The organism is Candidatus Poriferisodalis sp., assembly GCF_965208555.1.
In the GTDB taxonomy this organism is placed as follows: Bacteria; Actinomycetota; Acidimicrobiia; order Acidimicrobiales; family Poriferisodalaceae; genus Poriferisodalis.
Genome location: NZ_OZ242342.1, coordinates 951,633 through 967,092, shown reverse-complemented (window position 1 = coordinate 967,092; position 15,460 = coordinate 951,633). Strand labels below are relative to the sequence as shown.

Below are 15,460 nucleotides of genomic sequence, written 5' to 3'. Positions count from 1 at the left end.
TCCCAAGCGGCGCGATGCGCCAAGCCGTAGCTTTGCCGCCATGGCTGATTCCGATGTCAAGGCACTGACGGGCGGCATGGACCTGCCCGACTTCGAGACCACGGCGTTCACGACACCGCCGCCGCTGGCCGAGGCCAAGGTTGCACTCGTCACCTCGGCGTCGCTGCACCACCCAGACCAGGACGACTTCGCGCCGATGGACACCGGCTACCGGGTGCTCGACGGCAGCCGGCGCGACTACATGTGCGGTCACTGGAGCCCGAACTTCGACGCCACCGGCATCGCACTCGACCTCAACACGGTCTTCCCGATCGACCGGCTGGACGAGCTTGCCGCCGACGGCACCATCGGCGAGGTCTCCGACATTCACCTGTCCTACGCCGGCAACCAGTTCGACCTGTCTGCGGTGCGCATGGACTCCGGGCCGGCGGGCGCGAAGTTCCTGCGTTCCCACGAGGTGGACGTGGTGCTGTTCACACCTGTCTGACCGCTGTGCACGCGTACCGTGAGTACGCTCGCCCACGTTTTCGAGGCCGAAGGAATCGCGACTGTTGCGCTGGGTTCCATCGGCGCTCACATCCAGGGCACCGCCCCGCCGCGAGGGCTGTGGTGCGAGTTCCCGCTGGGACGTCCGCTGGGCAAGCCCAACGACGCCGATTTCCAGCACCGGGTGCTGGCGCACGCCTTCGGCCTGCTCGACAGCGACCGTCCGGTGGTGGAGAAGTTCGCCGAAACGATCGACGACGACGGCGCTGCGATGTCGTGCGAGCTGCCGCCCCGCCACGATCCCAACCTGCATCCGGCGGTGGACGAGGCGAATGGTCTGCGGCAGGCCTATGACCGCGCCGTCGCCAAGCTGGGCAACCGCACCGGCGCCGGGCGCGTGGTTGCTCCCGAGGACATCGGCACCGCCGTGCAGTCGTTCGTCAACGTCGCCGAGGGCACGCCGTGGAAGGAGGCCGGCATCCCCGGCATCCCGGCGCGGGTGGCCCAGGACATTCGCGGCTACTACGAGACGGCGGCACTTGCGCTCGCCGAGCATGCTCCCGCGGCGTGGGCTGGAGCGCGATGGTTCTTTACCTCCACCGAGGCAGGCCGCACCATCATGGCGGCGCGCCAGGCCATGGCAGACGCCGGCGAGAAGCAGCCCATCTGGTTCTACATCGCGCCCGGCGACATGTAGCCGCGAATGTTGATCGGCCGGCCATTCCACGGCTGGCGCGTGGCGTGGGCCGGTTTCTGGGTGCTGTTCATCGTGTACGGCATCCAGTTCAGCTACGGCACGTTCGAAGGGGCCATCAGCGCCGACAAGGGCTGGTCGGCGACCTGGCTCCAGCTTGCATACGCCTCCTACATCCTCGCCTACAGCGTCGTGAGCGCATGGACGGGCCAGCTCACCGACCGATTCGGCCCGCGCAAGGTCATCGCCACGGGCGCCGCCCTGCTCGCGGCGGGCTACTTGGTGCTGTCAGCCGCCGGATCCCTGGCGATGGTGTTCATTGGCCTCGCCGTCATCGCGCCGCTGGGGATGTCGTCGTCGTGGGTGCCCGCGAATGCCACCGTGGTGCGCTGGTTCAGCGCGCGGCGAGGCCTGGCAACCGGCATCGTCGGCTCGGGCGGGAGCGCCGGCGGCATCGTCGCGCCCCCGATTGCCGCATGGCTCGTCGGGGAATTCGGATGGCGCACGGCGATTGCGGTGATGGCGGTGGTGGGCGGCGTGCTGATGGCCGTCACCGCGATGGTGTTCGTGCGCGATCCGGAGTCGATCGGTCAGTATCCCGACGGGCGCTCGCCAGATGTCGCTGATCGGCCGATGACCCGCTCGCGGTTCGTGTCCCGGCCGGCGGGTTTCGTCGTGGAAACCACCCGCAGCAGCGCACCCGACGCCGAGAATCCCCTCACGGCGTGGACTGCCCCCCAGGCCTGGCGCAGCTCGGTGTTCTGGCGCATCTTCGGCATGTTCGCACTGACGTTCGTGGTGGTGTTCGTGCCGTTCGCACACGGCGTGCAGTACGCCCGGAGCCTCGGATTCTCGCCGCTGTGGGCAGCAGGTGTCATCAGCTCGGTCGGCGTCGGCGGGCTCGTCGGCCGGATCGTGACCGGCCCGCTGTCAGACCGCATCGACCGTCGCCGCGCCGTCATGCTGGCGCTGGCGGTCGAGACGCTGTCGTTCGTCGGTATCGCTGTGTCGGAAGGACTGGTGCTGCTCTACGCCTCCGCGATCGCATTCGGCCTGTCCTACGGCGGCAGCGTGGCTGTCTTTCCGGCCTTGGTCGCGGACTATTTCGGCCGCACCCATGCCGGAGCGATCGTCGGCCGTTTCTTCGCGACGGCGGGATCGTTCGCGGCCGTAGGTCCCTACGTTGCCCAGCTGCTGCTGGGGGCCACCGGCGGCTACGGCTGGACGTTTTCTATGGCGGCCGCCTCGAACGCGTGCGCGCTGGCCCTGGCGTTCACACTCCCGCGGCCGGTCTTGCTGCCCAAGCGCTGATTGACAGCGCTGATTGATGCAGACGTGCATGCCGCCAACGGGCAGCGTTCTGGGCTGACGGGTAGCCTCCGAAGTGGCCGCGTATGGCGGTCCACCAGCGCGGATCAGGGGGATTCGATGGCACTCGCAGACTTCAAGCTCGAGGATCGCTTTGACCGCGTCGAGGGTGATGTCGCCATGTCGGGCGTGCAGGCCCTGCTGCGGGTGCTGCTCGATCAGCTCCGGGCAGACCGCCGCGACGGCCTCACCACAGCGGCGATGGTCTCGGGCTACCGCGGCTCGCCGCTGGGCGGCATCGACGTGCTCATGACCACCAACGCCGAGGAGCTGAAGCAGAACAACATCGTCTTCGAGCCCGGTCTCAACGAGGATCTCGGCGCCACGATCGTGTGGGGCAGCCAGCTGTCGAACCGCAACTTCGAGGGCCGCTACGACGGCGTGCTGGGCATGTGGTACGGCAAGGCGCCGGGCGTCGACCGGTCTGGAGACGCAATCAAGCATGCGAACGTCTGCGGCGTCGATCCCAAGGGCGGCGTGCTGCTCGTGGCGGGCGATGATCCTGCTTCGAAGTCGTCCACGCTGGCATCGGAGTCCGAGCCGGTCCTGATCCACTTCCAGACGCCGATCCTGTACCCGGGCTCGGTGCAGGAGGTCATCGACTACGGCCGCTGGGGCTACGAGCTGTCCCGCTACAGCGGCTTCTGGTCGGCGCTCAAGATCGTCACCAATGTGGCCGACGGGTATGCGACGGTGCAGGTCGGCCCCGGCCGTGTGTCGGTCACCCGTCCCGAGTTCGAATGGGAAGGCAAGCCCTGGGCGCACACCCAGCAGGACGCCCTGTTCGGCCCCAACGCAGTGCGCATGGAACTCGAGATCCACGAGGGCCGGATGGTGGCGGTGGACGAGTTCGTCGCAGCCAACAAGCTCAACCGCCAAACCTTGCCCACCCGCGACGCCCGCATCGGCCTGGTCGCCGCAGGCAAGACCTACTACGACCTGCGCGAGGCGCTAGACCGCATGGGCCTCGACGACATCGAGCTGGAGCGCCGTGGCGTTCGCATCTGGAAGCCGGCGGTCGTCTGGCCGCTCGAGCCCACGAGCCTGCGCGAATTCGCCGACGGGCTCGATGTGATCGTGGCCGTGGAGGAGAAGCGCTCGATCATCGAGGCGCTCATCAAGGAGAACCTCTACGGCGTGTCAGACGCGCCCGTCGTGCTCGGCAAGCGGGACGCGCAGGGCGGCTTCTGGTTCCCGGGTCACGGCGAGATGGACGCCGACCTGATCGCACGCAAGATCCGGCCGTTCCTGGTGGACCGGCTCGGCCCCGAGGGCATCGGCCCGGCCGTGCCCGAGCGCATCACGATCCCGCTGGCGGTCACCACCTCCAAGGGCGAGAAGGCCGCCGGGCGCACGCCGGGGTTCTGCTCAGGCTGCCCCCACAATCGCTCCACCTGGGTGCCGGAGGGCTCCGAGGCCGGCGGCGGCATCGGCTGTCACGGCATGGCGGCCATGACGCCCACTCGCAACGTCCGCGGCACCACCCAGATGGGCGGCGAGGGCTGCCAGTGGGTCGGCGCCGCGCCGTTCGTCACCATGGAGCACCGGTTCCAGAACATCGGCGACGGCACCTACCACCACTCCGGTTCGCTGGCGCTGCGCCAGGCAGTGGCCGCCGGCACCAACGTCACTTACAAGATCCTCTACAACGGCGCGGTCGCGATGACGGGCGGCCAGGACATCGACGGCGGCATGGCCGTTCCCGAGCTGACCCGCTCGGTGCACGCCGAGGGCGTCGCCAAGGTGATGGTCGTCACCGACGACCCCTCCAAGTACCCCGCCGATGCCGAGTTCGCTCCCGGCACCGATGTCTGGCACCGCGACCGCATGGACGAGGCCCAGCGCGTCCTGCGTGAGATCGAGGGCTGCACCGTCCTGATCTACGACCAGGCCTGTGCGGCCGAGCTCCGGCGCGACCGCAAGCGCGGCAAGGTGGCCGAGCCCACCACACGGGTCTTCATCAACGAAGCAGTCTGCGAAGGCTGCGGCGACTGCGGCGAGAAGTCGAGCTGCTTGAGCGTGCAGCCGATCGAGACCGAGTTCGGCCGCAAGACCCAGATCCACCAGTCCTCGTGCAACAAGGACTTCACGTGCCTCGACGGGGATTGCCCGGCGTTCATCGAGGTGGTCCCGGCGGGGAAGATCCCCACGAAGGCCACGGTGGCCATCTCCCACATCGGCGACGACCTGCCCGAGCCCGACCGGATCGACGAGGGCAACATCTTGATGATGGGCATCGGCGGCACGGGCGTGGTGACGGTGAACCAGATGCTGGCGACGGCGGCTCTGCTCGACGGCAAGACGGCCAATGGCCTCGACCAGACCGGTCTTGCCCAGAAGGGCGGCCCGGTGCTGTCGAACCTCAAGGTTCGGCGCATGGGCGCCGATGACGGCAGCCCGAACGGCGACGCCAGCAGCGATGGCGGCGATGAGGCCAACAAGGTCGGGCTCGGCGAGGCCGATGCCTACATCGTGTTCGACCTGCTGACCGGCACCAACCCGGCCAACCTCGACAAGGCACTGGCCGACAAGACGGTCGCTGTCGTGTCCTCGTCGAAGGTCCCTACCACCTCGATGGTGCGCGACACGTCCGCCGAGTTCCCCGAGTGGACGGCCTTCCAGCGAGTCATCGACGAGTCCACGAGTCCCGAGCGCAACGTCTACTTCGACGCCGGCACCCTGTCGGACAGCCTGTTCCGCTCGCACATGCCGGCCAACGTGCTGGTGGTGGGCGCCGCCTACCAGTCGGGCGTGGTCCCGATCAGCGCATCGGCGATCGAGCGGGCCATCGAGCTGAACGGCGTCGCGGTGGAGATGAACACCCAGGCGTTCCGCATCGGCCGCAAGATCGTGCTCGACCCCGACTTCCTGGGAACCCTCGAAGTCGAGAGGGTCGGCAAGGTCAAGCGCGACACCGGCCCCTCAGGCCGTGAGCAGGACCTCATCGACACCGTGCCCAGCCAATCCGAAGAGTTGGCTCGGCTGCTGCGTATCCGGGTGCCCGACCTGGTGGCCTACCAGAATCACGCGTACGCAGCGGCCTACGCCGCGTTCATTGCCAAGGTGCGTGAGGCGGAAGCTGCGTCAAGCAGCGAGACGGCGCTCAGCGAGGCCGTTGCGACCTACCTCTACAAGCTGATGGCCTACAAGGATGAGTACGAGGTGGCTCGCCTGCATCGCTCAAAGGCCTTCCAGCAAGCGGTGCGCGATCAGTTCGGCGACAAGACCGACGTCACCTACAAGCTGCACCCGCCGATCATGCGGCGCATGGGCGTGGAGAAGAAGATCGGCCTCGGCCGGTCAGGTGACATGGCATTCGCCCTGCTGGCTCGGATGAAGGGCCTGCGCGGCGGGGCGCTGGACATCTTCGGCAAGACCGCTCATCGGAAGATGGAGCGGGAGCTGATTGACGAGTACCGCGGGATGATCTCCCGGGCGCTCGACACCCTCAGCGCAGGCGACGAATCGGCGTACGCCCGGGCCGTCGAGATCGCTCAGCTTCCCGACATCATCCGCGGCTACGAGGACATCAAGGAAGCCAACGTCGAGCTGTTCCGGGCCCGCGCCGCCGATCTCGGCGCCTGAACGGAGGCGATTGACGCAGGCGAGGCTTGAGGCTCATTGCAGCCACCAGATCCATGAGTCGCCTTTGAATGGTGGCTCCGTCAGGAAGCGGCGCAGCGCTTCGATGACGTTGTTCGGGTAGGCAACCCCCTTGCGCAAGAACTTGGCTCTGTGGGTGATGACGATTCCACAGTGGTGGTCGCCTGCGGCTATCGCCTGCGCAGCGAGCCTCGCGAAGTCACTGCCGTCCTCGGTGACGATGACTCGACCGCTCTTGCCAGCGAATTCGAGCAGCGAAGCGACCGAGAGACTGCGAAGCGATCCATCGGCCGCAACAGCGATCGCATCCCAACCGTCGGAGCGCAGCGCTGCGGCCACTCGGGGCGAGTGCATCTCGTCGATGAGCAAGCGCACGTGCGCAGTGTCCGGCCGCGAACAGGTCCGGGCAGGTATCGATCAAGTTGCGAGCAATTCCCGCTGACGCCGCCATTCTCGTTCCAATTCGGCGGATTCCCGCTGCCTCCTGGCGATGTCCTCGTCGATCTCGTCCGTGTACTCGGCGTAGTACGCAAGCGCAGCATCGACTTGGGCCAAGCTCAGGTTCAACATCTCGGCCGCCCAGGCGCGGCCCTCGTCGAGAGGCGTGTCATCGCCGACGATCATGTCGATGACCCAGACCAAGAGGGGTCCGTCGACGAGTGCCGGATAGCGCCCCGTGAACTGCTCTCGGAAGTGGATGAGCGGGTGAGCGTTCATGCGGAGTCCTTCGTCGATCAAGCGTCGTGCGAGCGTAGAAACGGAGACGCCGTGGCGTCCAGCGGTTTTCTTCAGCCGCTCGCACAGCGGAGCATCCGAGAGCTTGATCGACACCTCCGCCACGCCAACAGCGTATTCACCCGACATCACATTGAGGATGCGCCGTCGGCGCTGAGGTGCTCGGCGCCCATGTACGAGGAGCCTTCCTTGGCCGCGACCACCGGCGCGACGGTGTAGCGACGCAGCACGATTTCAGACAATCTCGGACATACACCGGCGTATCCGGATTTGCTCACTTCGGGGCTCTCTAGCTTGTCGCCATGTCTGTCGGGACTCCGCTGAGTTGCCCTCAGAAACCGGTGTCCAGGGCCGTGGTTTGGATCGTCGCTGGCGTTGTGGTGGCCGCGTGGGGGGTCAACTTTGTCTTTGCCAAGGAGGCGCTGAACCAATTCGATGTGGGCCCTTTCAACTTCATCCGGTTCGCGTCGATGGCTGTGCTCGGGTGGGCGGTGCTGGGTCTCACGGGCGGTGTCACGCCGGTGCGTCGAGAGCATCGGGGGCGACTTGTCGCTGTCGCTGTCGTGGGCTTCTGCGGATACGTGTTCGGATTCAGCGTGGGGCTGTCGCTGACCAGCGCCTTCTCAGCGTCGTTGTTGCTGGCCCTCGTGCCGCTCTTTGTGATGTTGTTCACCTCTTTGGAGCGTCGGAACCTCCCTGCGCCTCTCTCCTTGATCGCTGTGGCCGCGGCCGCTGCAGGCTGCGTGCTGTTTGTCACGGCTCGTACTTCAGTCTCGATTGGCTGGGGCGACCTCGTGACACTGCTGGTAGCCGCGTCCTATGCGATCTACCTGATGGCTATCCGTCCGCTGGTCGCTCACTTCAAGCCGTTCACGCTGACGACCTACGCCACGACGATTGCCGCGATCCCGATCCTCGCGCTCACTGCACCCACACTGAGTTCGCAGGACTGGAGCGGTGTCGATGCGACCGGCTGGGCTGCGATGAGCTGGGTTGTGATCGGGCCGGTGTTCGTCGCCTGGTCTGTGTGGAATTGGGTGCTCCGGCACCTCGACGCCGAACGCGTGGCGCCGCTGCTGTTCACGGTGCCGATCACGAGCGGCATCGCTGCGAGCGTCTTGCTTGACGAGCAGGTCGCTGGCGGCCAGATTGCTGGTACAGCGCTCGTTGTGGCCGGACTCCTGCTGAACCGACACGCCTCGCGGCTTCAAGATCGTCTGGAAGGACTGAGCTAAGTCGCCGTACGCTTCGCCACGAGAGAGCGGTCGAATGGGATTGCGAGCGAACCACGGGAGGAATGCCCATGGCAGCGAACCGGCCGGAGGGGCATACGCCCAGTGCGCCCGCCTGGTGCGTGGTCGACTTCCCAGAGCTGACGGCCTATTCGATGATCTTCTCGAAGGGTCCCGGCAACGCTGACACGCTGGCCGAGCTGCAGGCAGCGCTGACTGACGGCGACGACGCCCCGGACCATCTTGAGCGGGCGCGGGTCGTCAACTTCACCGACGAGGGTGATGACGCTGACGAGGCTCGGGGCGACGTCGAGACCGTCTTCATGGCTTACTGGGTCGACCCGGCGGTCTACGAGCGCTGGCGCGAGGGCTGCGAGGTACTCGACAGTGCCGGGGTCTATTGCGAGACAGCCATCATTCCCGCAGAGCGCTGGGAGACCATCGCCGGCACCAAGCGCCCGCTGCCAGGCGTGCGCAACCTGACGTCAGTGGACCTCACCGAACTGCACGACTACTGGGGCGCCGCACGCGACCGCATGGCGGCCAGCGCAGATGACCCGTTCGAGGCCGCTGCGGGCTCGCCGCTGCCGGCCAACCTGTGCCTCATCCGTTCAGGCCAGAAGTGGGACGAGTGCCTCGACGACGAGCGGGACATGTACTTCACCGACATCGAGCCGAAGCTGCGGGCCGGCATCGAGTTCCTGGCCTCCAATCGCGACTCCGGCTGCATCTCCAGCCGGTTCCTGCGGGAGCAGACACTTGACGGCGACGATCTGCAGTCCACGAGCTTCGTGGGCTGGTTCGATGACTTGGCGTCGCTGGAGGCGTGGTCGAAGTCGCACTCCACGCACCTGGCCATCTTCCACTCGTTCCTCTCCACGGTGCACCTGCTGGGGCGCCCGCCCAAGCTGCGCCTGTGGCACGAGGTGTCGGTGCTGCCCGAAGGCGGGGTCCATCTGGTCAACTCGGAGCTGTCTCCGCTGGCCGACCTGCTCGGCTTTCCTAGGCTGGTGCGCCGTGAGTGACGTCGGCCCGATGCCCAAGGCCCTCGAGGGCCTGGACATCACTCCATCGGTGCTTGAGCTGGTGGGCCGCACGCCGATCGTGAGACTCGGCCGGGTGGCACCGCACATCGCCACGCCGGTGGTGGCGAAGCTCGAAACCACCAACCCTGGAGGCTCGGTGAAGGATCGAGCCGCCATCGCCATGATCGACGCCGCCGAGGCCGACGGGCGGCTGCAACCCGGCGACGTCATCGTCGAGCCCACTTCGGGCAACACCGGCGTCGGCTTGGCGCTTGTCGCAGCCCAGCGCGGCTACCGCTGCATTTTCGTCTGCACCGACAAGGTCGCTCCCGAGAAGGTGGCGCTCTTGCGGGCCTACGGCGCCGAGGTGATCGTCTGCCCTGCCAAGGTCGACCCTGAGGATCCTCGCTCGTACTACTCCACCGCCAGGCGCCTCAAAGCCGAGACGCCTCGAGCCTTCTCGCCCGACCAGTACTCGAACCAGAACAACCCGCGTGTGCACTACGAGACCACGGGACCCGAGATCTGGACTCAGACCGGCGGAAAGGTGACGCACTTCGTAGCCGGAGCCGGCACCGGCGGCACCGTCAGCGGCGTCGGGAGGTTCCTGAAGGAGCAGAACCCGGCCATCGAGGTCATCGTGGCCGATCCGCCGGAGTCGGTCTATGGCGGCGGCGACGGCAGCGCCTACCTGGTGGAGGGCATCGGCGAGGATTTCTGGCCGACCACGTACCACGCCAAGTATGTCGACCGGGTCATTCCGGTGACCGATGCCGATTCGTTCGCGATGGCACGCCGGGTGACCCGGCGAGAGGGCCTGCTGACCGGCGGATCGGGCGGCACTGCCGTGACCGGCGCGTTCCGCATCGCTGCCGAGCTCGACGCCGCCGGCCGGGCACAGGAGTCGCTCGTGGTCACGTTGATCCCCGACTCGGGTCGTCTCTACCTCAGCCGCGTGTTCGACGATGACTGGCTGGCATCGCGTGGCCTCCCGAATGACGACGAGGTGGACCTGAGCCCGCGCGACGCTGGGGGGAACGGCTGATGCTGGGCGGCGACCCGCAGGTGTCGGGCTTCGAAGATCCCGACGAGTATGGATTCGAGACACGCGCCATCCGAGCAGGCCAGCCTCATGACCCGTATACCGGTGCCGTCGTCACGCCGATCTCGCTCGCCACGACCTTCGCCCAGGAGGCGGTCGGCCAGCCCCGGCACGGCTACGAGTACGGCCGCACGGGCAATCCGACCCGTCACGCCTACCAGGTCTGCGTGGCATCGCTGGAGGGGGCCCGGCACGGGTTCGCCTTCGCGAGCGGGCTGGCGGCGTCGGATGCGCTGCTGCGGGTGCTGCGCCCGGGCGACAGCCTGCTGCTCGGCGACGACGCCTATGGCGGCACCTTCAGGCTCATCGACAAGATCTTCGGCAACGCCGGCGTCAGCATGGCCGCCGCCGATCTCACCACGCCCGACAAGATCCGCGACGCCTGGACGCCCAGCACCCGCATGGTGTGGCTGGAAACGCCCACCAACCCGCTGCTCACGGTGTTCGACATCGAGGCAATCTGCGCCGTCACCCACGAGCTGGGCGGCATCGTGGTGGTGGACAACACGTTCGCCACGCCGTACCTGCAGCAGCCGCTGGCGCTCGGCGCCGATGCCGTGGTGCATTCGGCCACCAAGTACCTCGGCGGCCACAGCGATGTCGTCGGCGGCTTCGTAGCAACCAACGACCATGGGCTGGCAGACCACCTCGTGTATACGCAGAACGCCGTGGGCGCCGTTCCCAGCCCGTTCGACTGCTACCTGACGCTGCGGGGCGTCAAGACGCTCGGCGTGCGCATGGACCGCCACAGCGCCAGCGCGCAGGCCGTCGTCGATCTGCTCGACGACCACCCGGCGGTGCGCTCGGTGCTGTACCCCGGGCTGCCCGATCACCTCGGCCACGACATCGCCTGCCGCCAGATGAGCGGCTTCGGGGGAATGGTGTCGTTCCGGCTCCATGGCGGGCGTGCGGCTGCCGAGCGCGTGGTCGAATCCACAAGGGTCTTCACGCTGGCGGAGTCGCTGGGCGCAGTGGAATCGCTGATCGAGCATCCCGGCGCGATGACCCATGCATCTGCCGCCGGTTCGGCTCTGGAGGTGCCCGACGACCTAGTGCGCCTGTCCGTCGGGCTGGAAACCGTCGACGACGTGGTGAACGATCTCGGCGCGGCGCTCGACACTGTGCCGGTGAGTGCTGACTAGGGCGTTGCGGCCGGGAGGCGGGGGTCCTGCGAGGCTCGCGCAGAAGCCGAGGCCGACACCGTTGACCTGCAATGATGTGCGGATCAGCCCATCAATCACCCATGACAACGCCCTATGGCGACAGGGAGGGAAGTGATGGAAGGCAACATCGCGTGGATACTGACATCAGCTGCGCTGGTGCTGTTCATGGTGCCGGGCTTGGCCCTGTTCTACGGCGGCATGGTGCGTGCCAAGAACGCGCTGAACATGCTCAACATGAACATGTGGTGCCTCGGCATCGTGCCGGTGATCTGGGTGCTGGTCGGCTACAGCCTCGCAGCGGGCGAGAGCGGCCTGCCGATCATCGGCGATTTCTCGCTGATGGGCATGGCCGGCATTCACGATGCCGAAGGACTGGCGACGTTTGCGTTCCTGATGACGTTCGCGGCCATCACCCCGGCGCTCATCTCAGGTGCCGTCGCCGACCGCATGAAGTTCTCCGCCTGGATGGTGTTCGTCCCGTTGTGGTCGCTGCTGGTGTACGCACCGGTCGTGTACTGGGTGTACGGCGCTGACGGCTGGATCCTCAACCTGCCTGCCCATGACTTCGCAGGCGGCACGGCCATCCATGTGAACGCCGGCGCCGCCGCTATGGCGCTGGCCCTCGTGGTCGGGCGCCGGTCGGGCTGGCCCGACAACCGGCCGGTTCCGCACAACGTTCCGTTCGTGATGCTGGGTGCGGGCATCCTGTGGTTCGGCTGGTTCGGTTTCAACGCCGGTTCGGCCCTTGCAGCCGACGGCGCGGCAGCGCAGGCCTTCGTCAACACCTTCATTGCCGCTGCCGCCGGCATGGTGGGCTGGGCATTCGCCGAGTACGCACGGCACCAGCGGGTGTCCACCATCGGCATCGCTTCGGGCGTCGTTGCGGCGCTGGTGGCCATCACGCCGGCGGCGGGCTTCGTGGGCTCGATGCACTCGCTGGCGTTCGGCGCGATTGCCGGCGTGGTGTGCTTCTTCGCCATCGAGGCCAAGTTCCGGGTCGGTTTCGACGACAGCCTCGACGTCGTCGGCATCCACTGGGTCGGCGGTGCTGTCGGCGGCGTCCTGCTCGGCTTCTTCGCCGATGCGTCGGCGGTGCCCGGCGGCGACTTCATCGACGGGGTGTTCTTCGGCGGCGGCGTGCTGCTGTGGAACCAGGTGCTGTCGATTGCCGTGGTCACGGCCTACTCGTTCGCCGCCACGTGGATCATCGCCACGGTCATCAAGTCGACCATGGGAATCCGCGTCTCGGCCGAAGTCGAGATGGCTGGCATCGACGTGAGCGATCACGGCGAGGCCGCCTACCAGATCGAGTAACCGATCCAGGTCGGGCAGCCAGCCCAGATTGCATGGCCAACTCAGCCTGCCCGACCCAGCGGGGCAGGCGTTAGCTTGCCCGCCGTGACACAACCCCACGAGACGCCGGTGGCGGCCGCAGACGCGGAGCCTGTCTACGACGACTACGACTTGGCACCGTCCGACACCGAGGTGCGTCAGTTCGAACAGGAGCGGTGGATCCGGCCGCCGGGCGCAACCGAGGTGCTGCTGGTGCGCCACGGTGCGTCGCAGGCATTCATACCGGGCGAGCCCTTCCCGATGCTGGGCACCCAGGGCGATCCCGCATTGGCCCCTGCCGGGCACGCCCAGGCTGCGATGGCGGCTCGCCGGCTGGCCGGAGAGCCGATCGGTGCGCTCTACGTGTCATCACTGCAGCGCACGCAGCAGACGTTCGCGCCGCTGGCCGAGCTGCTGGGCATGACCCCCACGGTCGAACCCGACCTGCGCGAGGTGGCCTTAGGGGAGTGGGACGGCGGTCTCATCCGCCAGCACGCAGCCGACAACCACCCGCTCTATGAACGGCTGCACGTCGAGCGACGCTGGGATGTCATCCCCGGGGCCGAATCCAACGAGCAGCTCATCGGCCGCTGCATGGGCGCGCTGGAGCGCATCGCCGATGCGCACCCTGACGAGTTGGTAGCGGCATGCGTGCACGGCGGCGTGATCGGCGCCGTGCTGGCGCACATCACGGACTCCACCCCGTTCTCGTTCGGCGGCTCCGACAACTGCTCGATCACCCAGGTCGTTCGCTGTGACGGCGACTGGGTGCTGCGCCGGTTCAACGACTGCTCGCACCTCGACGACCACCTGCACCACGCCTGAGGCACCACCGAACTGCTCGAAATCACCCGATGGCCGCGTCTGCGTGCGTCCAGGGGGCATCAGCAGAAGTCATAGGGTTCGAAGATGAACCGTCTCTTCGTGCCGCTTGCAGCGCTGGCGTTGGTTGCTGTTGCCTGCAGCGACGCCGAACCGGATTCGCCCCCGGCCGCCACCGCCGCCGAAGCCGCCACCACGACGACCGCTCAAGCGGCCGCACCCGCCACTACGGCGGCTGTCGCCACCACCACAGAGGCGCCTGCAACCACCGAGGAGCCGCCTACGACAACGACCGAGGCGCCTCCTGCCGAACCGGCCGCGGGCGATTTGCTGAAGGCCGAGCCGGTCGACGCCGGCGATCTCGACGGCTGGCGCATCACCTATCTCTCGACCGGCGTGCGCGGCGACCTGGTGGAGGTGAGCGGACTGGTCTTCGCTCCGCCCGGCGTGCCGGCGGGCTCGCCGATCGTCTCGTGGGCCCACGGCACCACCGGTGTCGCCGACATCTGCGCGCCGTCTGCGACGCATCCGGTCGGCTCGGAGATCCCGATGGCGATTGCCGCCGCGGGTCACATCGTTGCGGCCACCGACTACGAGGGCTTGGGCACGCCCGGCGTCCACCCGTACCTGGTCGGCGAGAGCGAGGGTCGCAGCAGCCTCGACATCGTGCGAGCCGTGCGCCAGATGGAATTGGGTGCCAGCGAGCGCTACCTCGTGTGGGGCCTGTCCCAGGGCGGTCACGCCGCGCTGTGGGCCGGGCAGCTGGCAGCGTCGTACGCGCCCGAGCTGGATCTGGCCGGGATCGTCGCCGCCGCGCCTGCCACCGACATCAACCGCCTGATGGACACCGTCGGCACGACCGCGCAGGGCTTCGCCGTGATGGCGGCGTATGCCATGGCGGCCAACCATGACGAGCTCGATCTCGAGGACTACTTCTCGGCCGAGGCCATCGACCGGATGGGAGTCGTCGAGGAGGCCTGCCTGGGCGCGGTCTTCGAGGCGTTCTTCGATCTCGACGACGCCGCGATGCGCAACCCCAGCGGTTGGGACGGCATCACGCCGGTCGGCCCGCTGGCCGAGGTGCTCGCGGCCAATCAGGCCGGTGGGGCACCCATCGCCGATGCGCCGGTGCTGTTCGTGCAGGGCTGGGCCGATGCCGTCGTCCCGCCCGAGCTGGTCCGCGACCTGCACGGCGTGTACTGCGCGGGGGGCACCGAGGTGACGCTCGAGGTGTATCCCAACGGCGGGCACGTCGACACCACGTTCACGTCCATGGAAGCAACGCTCGGCTGGGTAGCCGACCGGCTCGACGGCGTTGCCGAGCCGCATGGCTGTGACTACCTCGATCCTGATCTCGCTGCGATCGAAGCCGCTGCGCAGACCCCTGCCGCCGTCGAAGGCACCCTGCTCGAAGGCTCCGTGCCTGAGGGCCTCGACAACCTGTTCAGCGAGACCACCACGCCCCTCGCGGAGACCTGCCCGGGCACCGTGGCCTTCGGCGGTGCCGAACCGGTTGCGTTCTCGGGAGCTGTCTGGGTGCAAGACCCCACAACGGGACCGTTCCTCGACGTCTGGGTTGCCCGCTTCGCATCGCCTGAGGCGGCATCGGGGGCCATCCAGAGCCTCAGTGCCGAATTGATCGCCTGCGGCGAGTTCGTGGATCCGGGCACTACGGCGCTGGGTTCGTTCAGCCCAGGAGCAGATCCGGAACTGGGCGACGAGTCATTCGGCGTCGACTACACGGGCGTCGTCGCCGGCTTCCCCGTCAACCGCTACGGCGCCGTGGTGCGGATCGGCGACACGCTCTACTCCTCGGCGCTCGCAGCCCTGTTCGCCGGGCCCGACATCGCCGCGGTGATGCACGCGCTCAACGCCATGCTCGGCCTCTGAGGGGCGCG

At 67.6% G+C, this 15,460-nt stretch carries 12 protein-coding genes and 1 pseudogene; 11 read left to right on the top strand and 2 right to left on the bottom strand.

Going from position 1 to position 15,460, the window contains the following annotated elements; all coding sequences use genetic code 11:
- The first annotated feature begins 40 nt into the window (after window positions 1-40).
- The 4 genes from ACOGXE_RS04465 to ACOGXE_RS04450 all read left to right on the top strand — a co-directional run bounded on the left by ACOGXE_RS04465 (window position 41) and on the right by ACOGXE_RS04450 (window position 6,133).
- Window positions 41-487, top strand: coding sequence for a glycine/sarcosine/betaine reductase selenoprotein B family protein (locus tag ACOGXE_RS04465; protein WP_419862600.1), 447 nt, complete (start codon window positions 41-43; stop codon window positions 485-487).
- Between the two features lie 18 nt (window positions 488-505).
- Window positions 506-1,183 carry a hypothetical protein gene (locus ACOGXE_RS04460; RefSeq protein WP_419932749.1) on the top strand — a complete coding sequence of 226 codons (678 nt, stop codon included), beginning with the start codon at window positions 506-508 and terminating at the stop codon, window positions 1,181-1,183.
- Window positions 1,184-1,192: 9 nt separating this feature from the next.
- Window positions 1,193-2,491: an MFS transporter gene (locus ACOGXE_RS04455; RefSeq protein WP_419932748.1), complete on the top strand. Its 1,299-nt coding sequence runs from the start codon at window positions 1,193-1,195 to the stop codon at window positions 2,489-2,491.
- Window positions 2,492-2,608: 117 nt separating this feature from the next.
- Window positions 2,609-6,133 carry an indolepyruvate ferredoxin oxidoreductase family protein gene (locus ACOGXE_RS04450; RefSeq protein ID WP_419932747.1) on the top strand — a complete coding sequence of 1,175 codons (3,525 nt, stop codon included), beginning with the start codon at window positions 2,609-2,611 and terminating at the stop codon, window positions 6,131-6,133.
- 33 nt (window positions 6,134-6,166) lie between these two features.
- Here the strand turns inward: ACOGXE_RS04450 and ACOGXE_RS04445 are convergent, their stop codons facing one another.
- The gene (locus ACOGXE_RS04445) at window positions 6,167-6,526 is read right to left on the bottom strand and encodes a DUF5615 family PIN-like protein (RefSeq protein WP_419932746.1); all 360 of its coding nucleotides are present in this window, start codon (window positions 6,524-6,526) and stop codon (window positions 6,167-6,169) included.
- A gap of 42 nt (window positions 6,527-6,568) precedes the next feature.
- Window positions 6,569-7,015 carry a CopG family transcriptional regulator gene (locus tag ACOGXE_RS04440; RefSeq protein WP_419932745.1) on the bottom strand — a complete coding sequence of 149 codons (447 nt, stop codon included), beginning with the start codon at window positions 7,013-7,015 and terminating at the stop codon, window positions 6,569-6,571.
- Between the two features lie 173 nt (window positions 7,016-7,188).
- On the opposite strand from ACOGXE_RS04440, the gene ACOGXE_RS04435 reads away from it, so the two are divergent.
- The 7 genes and pseudogenes from ACOGXE_RS04435 to ACOGXE_RS04405 all read left to right on the top strand — a co-directional run bounded on the left by ACOGXE_RS04435 (window position 7,189) and on the right by ACOGXE_RS04405 (window position 15,452).
- Complete coding sequence (locus tag ACOGXE_RS04435) at window positions 7,189-8,121, top strand: DMT family transporter (protein WP_419932744.1); 933 nt, start codon at window positions 7,189-7,191, stop codon at window positions 8,119-8,121.
- A gap of 68 nt (window positions 8,122-8,189) precedes the next feature.
- Complete coding sequence (locus ACOGXE_RS04430) at window positions 8,190-9,143, top strand: phenylacetaldoxime dehydratase family protein (protein ID WP_419932743.1); 954 nt, start codon at window positions 8,190-8,192, stop codon at window positions 9,141-9,143.
- A gap of 31 nt (window positions 9,144-9,174) precedes the next feature.
- A pseudogene (locus ACOGXE_RS04425) lies at window positions 9,175-10,143 on the top strand (PLP-dependent cysteine synthase family protein); the annotation flags it as partial.
- A 44-nt stretch (window positions 10,144-10,187) separates the two neighbouring features.
- Window positions 10,188-11,387, top strand: coding sequence for a cystathionine gamma-synthase (locus ACOGXE_RS04420; RefSeq protein ID WP_419932742.1), 1,200 nt, complete (start codon window positions 10,188-10,190; stop codon window positions 11,385-11,387).
- A gap of 135 nt (window positions 11,388-11,522) precedes the next feature.
- Complete coding sequence (locus tag ACOGXE_RS04415) at window positions 11,523-12,722, top strand: ammonium transporter (protein WP_419932741.1); 1,200 nt, start codon at window positions 11,523-11,525, stop codon at window positions 12,720-12,722.
- Window positions 12,723-12,872: 150 nt separating this feature from the next.
- Window positions 12,873-13,565: a histidine phosphatase family protein gene (locus tag ACOGXE_RS04410; protein ID WP_419933476.1), complete on the top strand. Its 693-nt coding sequence runs from the start codon at window positions 12,873-12,875 to the stop codon at window positions 13,563-13,565.
- Between the two features lie 84 nt (window positions 13,566-13,649).
- Window positions 13,650-15,452, top strand: a complete 1,803-nt coding sequence (locus ACOGXE_RS04405) for a lipase family protein (RefSeq protein WP_419932740.1) — start codon at window positions 13,650-13,652, stop codon at window positions 15,450-15,452.
- The last annotated feature ends 8 nt before the right edge of the window (window positions 15,453-15,460 follow it).

Excerpts from the sequence above, each read along its gene's own strand:
- ACOGXE_RS04465 (WP_419862600.1), top strand. The coding sequence starts at position 41 with ATGGCTGATTCCGATGTCAAGGCACTGACGGGCGGCATGGACCTGCCC.
- ACOGXE_RS04450 (WP_419932747.1), top strand. The coding sequence starts at position 2,609 with ATGGCACTCGCAGACTTCAAGCTCGAGGATCGCTTTGACCGCGTCGAG.
- ACOGXE_RS04440 (WP_419932745.1), bottom strand. The coding sequence starts at position 7,015 with ATGTCGGGTGAATACGCTGTTGGCGTGGCGGAGGTGTCGATCAAGCTC.
- ACOGXE_RS04435 (WP_419932744.1), top strand. The coding sequence starts at position 7,189 with ATGTCTGTCGGGACTCCGCTGAGTTGCCCTCAGAAACCGGTGTCCAGG.
- ACOGXE_RS04430 (WP_419932743.1), top strand. The coding sequence starts at position 8,190 with ATGGCAGCGAACCGGCCGGAGGGGCATACGCCCAGTGCGCCCGCCTGG.
- ACOGXE_RS04420 (WP_419932742.1), top strand. The coding sequence starts at position 10,188 with ATGCTGGGCGGCGACCCGCAGGTGTCGGGCTTCGAAGATCCCGACGAG.
- ACOGXE_RS04415 (WP_419932741.1), top strand. The coding sequence starts at position 11,523 with ATGGAAGGCAACATCGCGTGGATACTGACATCAGCTGCGCTGGTGCTG.
- ACOGXE_RS04405 (WP_419932740.1), top strand. The coding sequence starts at position 13,650 with ATGAACCGTCTCTTCGTGCCGCTTGCAGCGCTGGCGTTGGTTGCTGTT.